Raw genomic sequence first — 9,014 nt, forward strand, 5'->3', positions numbered from 1 at the left:
ATGAGCCAGCTCGACAAGCAGGACCCCCGGGAGCAGTACGCCCGTCCGCCGTTCCCCGCGCAGACGCAACAGGGGTCCGGCCGCGCAGCGGACCTCGACCCGCCGGCCGACCACGGCGAGACGAGCTACCAGGGCACCGGGCGGATGCGCGGGTACCGCGTGCTCGTGACCGGGGCGGACTCGGGCATCGGCCGGGCCGCGGCGATCGCGATGGCGAAGGAGGGGGCGGACGTCGCCCTGAACGCCCTGCCCGAGGAGATCGAGGACCTGACCGAGGTGCGGGACGTCATCGCCGACCTCGGTCGCACGGCGGTGATGCTCCCGGGCGACCTGACCGACGAACCGTTCTGCGACGAACTCGTGCGGACTGCGGTCGACCTACTCGGCGGACTCGACGCGCTGGTGCTCGTCGCCGGGCACCAGAAGGTGCACGAGGACATCACGGAGCAGACCACCGAGGACTTCGACCGGACGATGAAGGTGAACCTCTACTCGCTGTTCTGGCTGACCCGGGCTGCGGTGCCGCACATGGCACCCGGCAGCGCGATCGTCACGACGAGTTCGGTGTCGGCGTACCTGCCCCAGGACCGGATGATCGACTACGCGGCGACGAAGGCCGCCATCATCACGTACACGAACGGGCTCGCCCGCCAGCTGGCGTCGAAGGGCATCCGGGCGAACACGGTCGTCCCCGGCCCGGTGTGGACCCCGCTGCAGCCGATCAGCTACCCCGGGGACGAGATCGCGGCCTACGGACAGGACACCCCGCTCGGCAGGCCCGCACAACCGGTCGAGCTCGCCAGTGCGTACGTGTACCTCGCCGGCCCGGAGTCGTCGTACACGTCGGGCACGACGCTCACGGTCGGCGGTGCGACCGGGGTCGCCCTGTGAGCCCGGTGACGAAGAAGACGACGGTGCAGGTCGGGGACCGTCGTCTGGCGCTGACGAACCTCGACAAGGTGCTCTACCCGGAGACCGGCACGACCAAGGGGCGGGTCATCGAGTACTACGAGCGCATCGCGCCGTGGATGATCCCGCACGTCACCGGCCGCCCGATGACCCGGAAGCGGTGGGCGAACGGCGTCGACGGCAAGGTCTTCTTCGAGAAGAACCTGCCCGACTCGGCCCCGGACTGGATCCGGCACCACACGATCTCGCACGAGCACCACGACGTCGAGTACCCGGTGGTGGACGAGATGCCGACGCTGGTGTGGACGGCGCAGCAGGCCGCGCTCGAGCTGCACGTGCCGCAGTGGCGGTTCGGTCCGCGCGGCGGGCACCAGAACCCGGACCGGCTCGTCCTCGACCTGGACCCGGGTGAGGGCGTCGGGCTGCCGGAGTGCGTCGAGGTGGCGCTGGCCGCCCGGGCGGTGCTGCAGGGGATGGGACTCGAGCCGTACCCGGTGACCTCCGGGTCGAAGGGCATCCACCTGTACGCGGCACTCGACGGGAAGGCGACGGCCCAGCAGGTGTCGGACGTGGCGCACGAACTGGCGCGGGCGCTGGAGCAGGACATGCCGGACCTGGTCCTGTCGTCGATGAGCCGCGCGGAGCGGGCCGGCAAGGTGTTCGTGGACTGGTCGCAGAACAACGGCAACAAGACGACGATCGCGCCGTACTCCCTGCGCGGCCGGTCGCTGCCGACGGTCGCTGCGCCCCGGACGTGGGAGGAGTTGACCGAGCCTGGCCTGGCACACCTGACGCTGGACGAGGTCCTCGAGCGGGTGCCGGTGCTCGGTGACCTGCTGCACCCGGTCGCCGCGGCGTCCCTCGGGGTCGGACGAGCCGATGCCGGGCGCTGGGACGGCGCGCGCACGGAGGCGGTGAACGAGCGCGAGCGGCAGGAACGGCAGGAGCTGCAGGACCGCCTGTCGACGTACCGGGCTAAGCGGGACGCGTCCAGGACCCCGGAACCGGTGCCGCAGGCGTCGCCGACCGTGCGGACCGACGGGAAGCCGACGTTCGTCATCCAGGAGCACCACGCGACCCGGAACCACCACGACTTCCGCCTGGAGCACGACGGCGTGCTGGTGAGCTGGGCGCTCCCGAAGGGGGAGCCGACCGACCCGGGCGCGAACCACCTGGCCGTGCAGACCGAGGACCACCCGCTGGAGTACGGCGGCTTCGAGGGCGTCATCCCCGCCGGAGAGTACGGCGGGGGCACGGTCACGATCTGGGACGACGGGACGTACGAGCTCGAGAAGTGGCGCGAGGGCGAGGAGGTCATCGTCACGCTGCACGGACGGACGAACGGCGTCCGACGGCTCGCGCTCCTGCACACCCGGGGGCGCGGTCGCGGTGGTGACGAGAAGAACTGGCTCATCCACCGCACGAAGGACCAGCCCGACCAGGGCGCGGTGACGGACGGGGCGGACGCCGGGAGGGCCTCCCGGTCGAGCGCCGCGGGCCGTGAGCGGATCGACCGGGCGGCGTCCGCGTCCACGGAGCCGGCCGAACGCCGCACCATGCAGGCGTCGCTGCAGAAGGGCGAGCCGGCACTCGACCCGCGCCAGTGGGCGTTCGAGATGAAGTGGGACGGGGTCCGGGCGCTGGCGACCGTCCGCGACGGCGCCGTCCGCCTGCTCAGCCGGAACGGCAACGACCTCACGGACCAGTACCCGGAGCTGCAGGAACTCGGGGAGCGGGCTGGGGTCGACGGCGTGTTCGACGGCGAGGTCGTGGCGCTCGACGACCACGGACGGCCGTCCTTCCAGCTGCTGCAGAACCGGATGGGACTGACGAAGCCGCGCGAGGTGGCCGCCGCACAGGCCAGCACCCCGGTGCGCTTGTTCCTGTTCGACGTGCTCGAGGCGGACGGCCACGAGCTCACCCGGCTCGGCTACACCGCCAGGCGCGAGGCGCTGACGACCGTGGTCGAGCCCGGAGGCGCGATCGAGGTGCCGCCGGCGTTCGACGGAGACCTTCCGGCGGCGATGTCCGCGTCGCGGGAGCGCGGGCTCGAAGGAGTCGTCGCCAAGAAGCGCTCCTCGCGGTACGTCGAGGGGCGGCGGTCCGAGTCGTGGCTGAAGCTGAAGCACCACGCCACGCAGGAGGTGGTCGTCGGTGGCTGGAAGCCCGGGGCCGGACGGCGAGCGGGGGGCATCGGCTCGCTGCTGCTCGGGATCCCCGGCGACGACGGCCTGGTGTACGTGGGCAAGGTCGGCACCGGGTTCCGTGACCGGGACCTCGACGAGATCGGCGCGCTGCTCGACGGGCTGGAGCGGGATGCGTCGCCGTTCGTCGACGTGCCCCGGCCGGACGCGCGCGATGCGCATTGGGTCGCCGCCGAGCGGGTGGCGGAGGTCGAGTTCGCGGAGTGGACGGGCGACGGACGGCTGCGTCAGCCGTCGTGGCGGGGCTGGCGCAGTGACAAGTCCCCGGAGGACGTCGTCCGCGAGGTCCCCGAGGAGGTCGTGCCCGACTGAGCCGGTCCGGAATCCGCATGCACGAGCATGAGGTCCGCCGGGGGCGAACTTCCGTCCCCCGTTGTCCACGGCAGCGGGGGACGATCTCGGCACGACCGCCTGCTGCCGCGAGCGTGGCTGTTACGGTCCTCGAGACGGAAGGACGCGACATGGACGCGAGCAAGTACCTGCCGCCGTTCACGCAGGGACAGCGCGGTGACGCGACGCAGGACCCGCGTGGCAAGCAGGACGCCGCCGGTGGCGCGGCCGTCGGCGGACGACACGACGACCGGCAGATGGTGGACGCGGGCAGCGTCACCGACCCGGAAGCGACCTACGCCGACTTCCTCGGCGACCAGGTCGACGACTGAGCCGACCGCGCGAGACCGGCCCACGCTCCGGTCGAGCCGACCGCGTCAGACGGAGCTGCCCGGCGTCAGGCCGAGCCGATCGGCGTCAGGCTGCGGGCGCGGGCCCGTCCGCGGCGGCGCTCCCCGACTCCAGCGGCAGGTCTTCCTCCGCTGCGGCACGCTCGTCCGCCTCACCGGCGTCCGCCGCGGCGGCCTTCGCCTCGTCGATGGCCTCCTGGGAGGCACGCAGCGCTTCGTCGTTCCCGGGGTGTGCCTGATCAGTCATGTCCGCCACGCTACGCGGACGTCGCTGGACCGGTTCGGCGACGCAGGACCCCGTCCGGCACGACCGGCGGCCGTGGCTGGTCGAAGTCGACGGCCGAGGTCGGCGCGACCGAGGTCGGCATCGCCGGTGCGGGCGGCGCACCCTGGGCATCGGCCGCGTCGAGCACGGCACGGGTCGCCGCCGCAGCGATCCGCAGGGCGTCCTGCAGGGGCCTCGCCCGGAGCGCCGGGGTCCGGACCTCCACGCCCCACGGCTCGGCGAACCCCAGGCCGCGGACCGTACGGACGAACCCGGGCAGGTCCCAGGCACCGGAACCGGGCAGGTAGCGGCCGTCCCGCGACTCGTCGGCGAGCGTCATCCCGTTCGGGGTGTGCAGCAGTCCGTCGCTGAGCTCGACCGCGGCGAGGGCGGACGGCGCCACGCCCTGCGCGATCGAGGCCAGGGTCGACCCACCGCGCAGCGCGTGCATCGCGTCGAGCACCAGCCCGCCGTTCGGGTGACCCGCCACCACGAACCGCGAGGCGCGCTCGACGGTCGCCAGGTTCGACCACGGCTCCGGCTCGAGCACCAGACGGGCGCCGACGCCCTCGGCCTGCACCGCGAGGTGGTTCCACGCTTCACCCATCACCGCCGGTGACGCCCCGGGAACCGAGTGGTCCGCCCGCACGACGACCTGCCAGGCGGCCAGGGTCGCCGCTGCTTCGAGCAGGACGCCGCGGTCGGCCTCCTGGTCGTCCCGGCCCGGTGTCGACCACCAGTCACCGAGGGTGCCGAGCTGGACCCAGACCACGCCGGCGTCGTCGAGCATCCGGCGCAGGTCCGCGAAGCCGGTCGTGGCGCGGACCTCGTGCAGGTCGTCGAGCGCGAGAGCGAGCCCCGCGAAGCCGGCGTCGGCCACCGCGCGGACACGCTCCCGCACCGGTTCACGCCCGGCCCACGTCCACGACGTGGCGAGCAGGTCGTGTTCCTCCACAGGACCACCTCCATGATCCGGACACGCTCGGCTGCCCCGTTGCAGCTGCTGCACGTCCTGTCTGCGGATCGCTGCCGTACCCCTCGCAGCGTTCGGGGTCCGGTGTACGCCGGGCGCCTCGGAGTCCTCCCAGGACGGCCGGCGTCCGGAGCGAGCCGGGGAGGGCCGCGTCAGACGACGTGCGTCTCGACGACCCCGACACCGTCCACCGCGCCGCGCAGCACCGACCCGCGCGCCACCGGCCCGACGCCCTCGGGGGTGCCGGTGAAGAGCAGGTCGCCGGGCGCGAGCGCGACGGAACGGGACAGCGCGGCGATCGTCTCGGCGACGCTCCAGATCTGCTCCGCCAGGTCGCCCGACTGCCGCAGGTCCCCGTCGACGTGCAGGGTGACGGCCCCGGACGTCGGGTCGACACCGGCTGCGGGGACGATCGTGCCGATCGGTGCGGAGTGGTCGAACCCCTTCGCCAGGTCCCACGGACGCCCGAGTCGCTTCGCCTCGGCCTGCAGGTCCCGGCGGGTGAGGTCGATGCCGACCGCGTACCCCCAGACGAGTCCGAGCGCGTCGGCGACGGACACGTCCCGGCCACCCCCACCGAGGGCGACGACGAGTTCGACCTCGTACTCCAGTCGGGCGGTCAGGGTCGGGTACGGGGAGTCGGCGCCGTCCGTCACGAGCGCGTCTGCCGGCTTGCCGAAGAAGAACGGCGGCTCGCGGTCCGGGTCGTGGCCCATCTCGCGCGCGTGCGCTGCGTAGTTGCGTCCGACGCAGTACACGCGACGGACCGGGAACCGGCCACCGGTGCTCGTGGGAACGGTCGGGAGGCCCGGCGCCGGGACGACGAGGTCGGTCACGCGTCCAGCGTGGCAGGCCGCGCCGGGAACACGAAGCGGTTCATCGCCCAGTAGCGGAAGACCATCGCGATGAGCGTGCCGATCACGGGGCCGCTGATGAAGTCGGCGAGTTCCTGCCCCGCGAGCGACACGTTCGGCACTTCCAGACCGAGGACGTAGCGGGAGATCCAGAGCGGTGCCGAGTTGAGGCCGACGCCGATCACGCTGACGATGACGAACAGCAGGACCTCGTGGCCGGTGTGCAGCTCGCCACGGTCACCGAAGGACCACTTCTTGTTGAGGAAGTAGGACACGACCGTCGCGACGATGATGCCGATCGCCAGGGCCGTCACCGGGTGCTGCGGGATGACGAAGAACTTCAGCCCGTAGTTGATGCCCATCGTGATGACGAAACCGAGACCACCGACGACCAGGAACCGGAGCGCGGGGTGCTCCACGAGCGACCGGACAGAGAACGACTGCACCGGCCAACCCTAGACCGGCCGGCCGGACGGCCGCCGACCGGCACGCGTTCCGGACCGGCCGTCCGGTCAACGACCGGGAGCGGCCCCCTCGGTCTCGCCCTGTCCCGGGTCGCCACCCGTGCCGCCGTCCGAGGCCCCGTCCTGCGGCCAGCCGGTGAACTCCCATCCGGCGACCGCCTCGTGGTCCTCGCCGTTCGTGTAGGCGAACTCTCGAGCGGCGGCGCGTGCGTCGGTGAGGGCCGTCAGCAGGTCGTCGAACCGGTCGGACCCGTCGGCGACGCGGGTGAGCGCGTCGTGCGCGAGGGCGTACCGGTCCATGTCGTTCCGCATGAGCATGTCGAAGGGCGAGGTGGTCGTGCCCTGCTCGAGGAAGCCGTGCACGTGCAGGTCGTCGTGCCCGTGCCGGCGGTAGGTCAGGTTGTGCACGAGCGAGGGGTAGCCGTGGAAGGCGAAGACCGCGGGCGTGCCGGGCAGGAAGACCTCGTCGTAGCGCTCGTCCGACGCCGGGTGGTCGTGCTTGCGCGGGTCGCCGATCGACAGCAGGTCGACGACGTTGACCACGCGGACGCCGACGTCGGGCGCGTGCTTCCGGATGATGTCGGCGGCGGCGATCGTCTCGACGGTCGGGACGTCGCCGGCGCTGACGAGCACGACGTCGGCGTGGCCCACGGTCTGCTCCGTGCCGGCCCAGTCCCAGACACCGAAGCCGGCCGCCGCGTGGGCGACGGCGTCCTCGAGGGACAGGAACACCGGCTCGGGGTGCTTGCCGGCGACGATGACCTCGATGCGGTCCGTCGTCTCGAACGCGTGCGCGGCGACGGCGAGCAGCGTGTTCGCGTCGGCGGGCAACTTGATCCGGACCAGGTCCTGCTGCTTGGACGCCACGACGTCGAGGAACCCGGGGTCCTGGTGCGAGAACCCGTTGTGGTCCTGCCGCCACACGTGCGACGACAGCAGGATCGTCAGGTTCGACACCGGTGCGCGCCAGTCGATGTCGGTCGAGGACTCGAGCCACTTGGCGTACTGACCGACCATCGAGTCGACGATGTGCGCGAACGCCTCGTACGTGTTGAACACCCCGTGGCGCCCGCTCAGCACGTACCCCTCGAGCATCCCCTCGAGCAGGTGTTCGGACAGCACCTCGATGACACGACCGCGGGCTGCCATGTGCTCGTCACCGGCCTCCCGCCGGGCACGCCAGACCCGGCTCGTGACGTCGAAGACCGCGTCGAGCTTGTTCGAGATCGTCTCGTCCGGGCCGAACAGCCGGAACGAGTTCGGGTTCCGCTGCGTGAGGGCGGCGAGCCACGGCCCGAGGGTGCCCGTGGCGGACGCGTCCTCGCCGACGGGCACGGCGAACTCCTCGAGGCCCGGGCGGTCGAGGGCGGTCCGGATCCGGCCGCCGTTGGCGTGCGGGGTGGCGCTCATCCGGGTCTCGCCGGCGGGACGGATCGTCTCGAGGATGCCGATCGGCCGGGCGTCCTGGTCGAACAGCTCCTCCGGCCGGTAGGAGCGCAACCACTCCTCGAGCTGCCGGCGGTGACCCTCGTCGTCGCGGACGTTCGGCAGCGGGACCTGGTGCGCGCGGAAGGTGCCCTCGACCTGCTCGCCGTCGACGACCTTCGGGCCGGTCCAGCCCTTCGGGGTCCGGAGCACGATCATCGGCCAGCGCGGGCGGAGGTCCGCGGCGCCGGCCATCTCGCCGGCGGCGGCTCGGGCGGCCTGTGCCCGGGCGGCGGCCTGGATGTCGTCGATCGTCGCGAGTGCCCGGCGGAGCGCCCCGTCGAACAGGGCGTGCACGGCGAACGGGTCGTGGTCCACCCGGCCGGAGTCGACCACGATCGGCTCGTAGCCGAGTCCGCGGAAGTACGCCTGCAGGTCCTCGTCGGGGATCCGCGCGAGGACGGTCGGGTTCGCGATCTTGTACCCGTTCAGGTTCAGGATCGGCAGGACCGCGCCGTCCGACACCGGGTCGAGGAACGTGTGCGCCTGCCAGGACGCCGACAGCGGACCCGTCTCGGCCTCACCGTCGCCCACGACGCAGGCGACGACCAGGTCGGGGTTGTCGAACGCGGCGCCGTACGCGTGCGCGAGGGAGTAGCCGAGCTCACCGCCCTCGTTGATCGACCCCGGGGTCTCCGGTGCCGCGTGCGAGGGGATGCCGCCGGGGAACGAGAACTGGCGGAAGAACCGCTGGAGCCCGGCCGTGTCGGGCGTGATGTCGGGGTAGAGCTCGTTCCACGTGCCGTCGAGCCACGCGTTCGCGTTCATCGCGGGGCCGCCGTGGCCGGGACCGCAGATGTAGAGCACGTCGCGGTCGGTCTCGCTGATGACGGCGTTGAGGTGCGCGTACACGAGGTTCAGCGCCGGCGACGTCCCCCAGTGCCCGAGCAGCCGCGGCTTGATGTCCGAGGGCTCCAACGGCCGCTCCAGCAGCGGGTCGTCGAGCAGGTAGATCTGCCCGACGGTGAGGTAGTTCGCGGCGCGCCACCAGGCGTCGATCGCGCGGATGCGGTCGGTGGACGAGTGCGACGTGGGCATGCCCCACACGCTACGAGAGAGCCGATCCGGGAAATCCAGAAAACCCTCCAATCCGATCGGCGCAGGGTGCCGAATCACTGTCACAAGCCGGGAACGGCCCGCAAGCGCTCACCAGCCGCACATCGCTGGTTCTCCACCCCTT

8 protein-coding genes are annotated in these 9,014 nt (G+C 72.2%); 3 read left to right on the top strand and 5 right to left on the bottom strand.

Annotated features, from left to right (window positions below):
- The 3 genes from DEJ16_RS07480 (at nucleotide 1) to DEJ16_RS07490 (ending at nucleotide 3,775) form a co-directional block, all read left to right on the top strand.
- On the top strand, nucleotides 1–891 hold the full coding sequence (locus DEJ16_RS07480) for an SDR family oxidoreductase (RefSeq protein WP_110825542.1): 891 nt from the start codon (nucleotides 1–3) through the stop codon (nucleotides 889–891).
- Nucleotides 888–3,425, top strand: a complete 2,538-nt coding sequence (locus DEJ16_RS07485; RefSeq protein ID WP_110825541.1) for an ATP-dependent DNA ligase — start codon at nucleotides 888–890, stop codon at nucleotides 3,423–3,425. The genes DEJ16_RS07480 and DEJ16_RS07485 overlap by 4 nt, the downstream gene beginning before the upstream one ends.
- A 149-nt stretch (nucleotides 3,426–3,574) precedes the next feature.
- Nucleotides 3,575–3,775, top strand: a complete 201-nt coding sequence (locus DEJ16_RS07490) for a hypothetical protein (protein WP_110825540.1) — start codon at nucleotides 3,575–3,577, stop codon at nucleotides 3,773–3,775.
- 85 nt (nucleotides 3,776–3,860) lie between these two features.
- Here DEJ16_RS07490 and DEJ16_RS15745 read toward each other — a convergent pair whose 3' ends face one another.
- The 5 genes from DEJ16_RS15745 to DEJ16_RS07510 form a co-directional block, all read right to left on the bottom strand.
- Nucleotides 3,861–4,040, bottom strand: a complete 180-nt coding sequence (locus DEJ16_RS15745; RefSeq protein WP_146234194.1) for a hypothetical protein — start codon at nucleotides 4,038–4,040, stop codon at nucleotides 3,861–3,863.
- A gap of 10 nt (nucleotides 4,041–4,050) precedes the next feature.
- Nucleotides 4,051–5,013, bottom strand: a complete 963-nt coding sequence (locus DEJ16_RS15540; RefSeq protein WP_181419511.1) for a sugar phosphate isomerase/epimerase — start codon at nucleotides 5,011–5,013, stop codon at nucleotides 4,051–4,053.
- Nucleotides 5,014–5,183: 170 nt separating this feature from the next.
- Nucleotides 5,184–5,867 (bottom strand): fumarylacetoacetate hydrolase family protein, encoded by a 684-nt coding sequence (locus DEJ16_RS07500; protein ID WP_110825538.1) that lies wholly within the window; start codon nucleotides 5,865–5,867, stop codon nucleotides 5,184–5,186.
- A complete protein-coding gene (locus DEJ16_RS07505) occupies nucleotides 5,864–6,331 on the bottom strand; it encodes a GtrA family protein (protein WP_220032730.1) in 468 nt (155 codons plus the stop codon). Before DEJ16_RS07505 ends, DEJ16_RS07500 begins: the two co-directional genes overlap by 4 nt.
- Before the next feature lie 66 nt (nucleotides 6,332–6,397).
- Complete coding sequence (locus tag DEJ16_RS07510; protein WP_110825537.1) at nucleotides 6,398–8,872, bottom strand: phosphoketolase; 2,475 nt, start codon at nucleotides 8,870–8,872, stop codon at nucleotides 6,398–6,400.
- Between the last annotated feature and the right edge of the window lie 142 nt (nucleotides 8,873–9,014).

This window comes from Curtobacterium sp. MCJR17_055 (genome assembly GCF_003224335.1).
GTDB lineage: Bacteria > Actinomycetota > Actinomycetes > Actinomycetales > Microbacteriaceae > Curtobacterium.

What these genes read in the sequence shown, in the direction of transcription:
- DEJ16_RS07480 (WP_110825542.1), top strand. Translation starts at nt 1, where the DNA reads ATGAGCCAGCTCGACAAGCAGGACCCCCGGGAGCAGTACGCCCGTCCG.
- DEJ16_RS07490 (WP_110825540.1), top strand. Translation starts at nt 3,575, where the DNA reads ATGGACGCGAGCAAGTACCTGCCGCCGTTCACGCAGGGACAGCGCGGT.
- DEJ16_RS07510 (WP_110825537.1), bottom strand. Translation starts at nt 8,872, where the DNA reads ATGCCCACGTCGCACTCGTCCACCGACCGCATCCGCGCGATCGACGCC.
- DEJ16_RS15745 (WP_146234194.1), bottom strand. Translation starts at nt 4,040, where the DNA reads ATGACTGATCAGGCACACCCCGGGAACGACGAAGCGCTGCGTGCCTCC.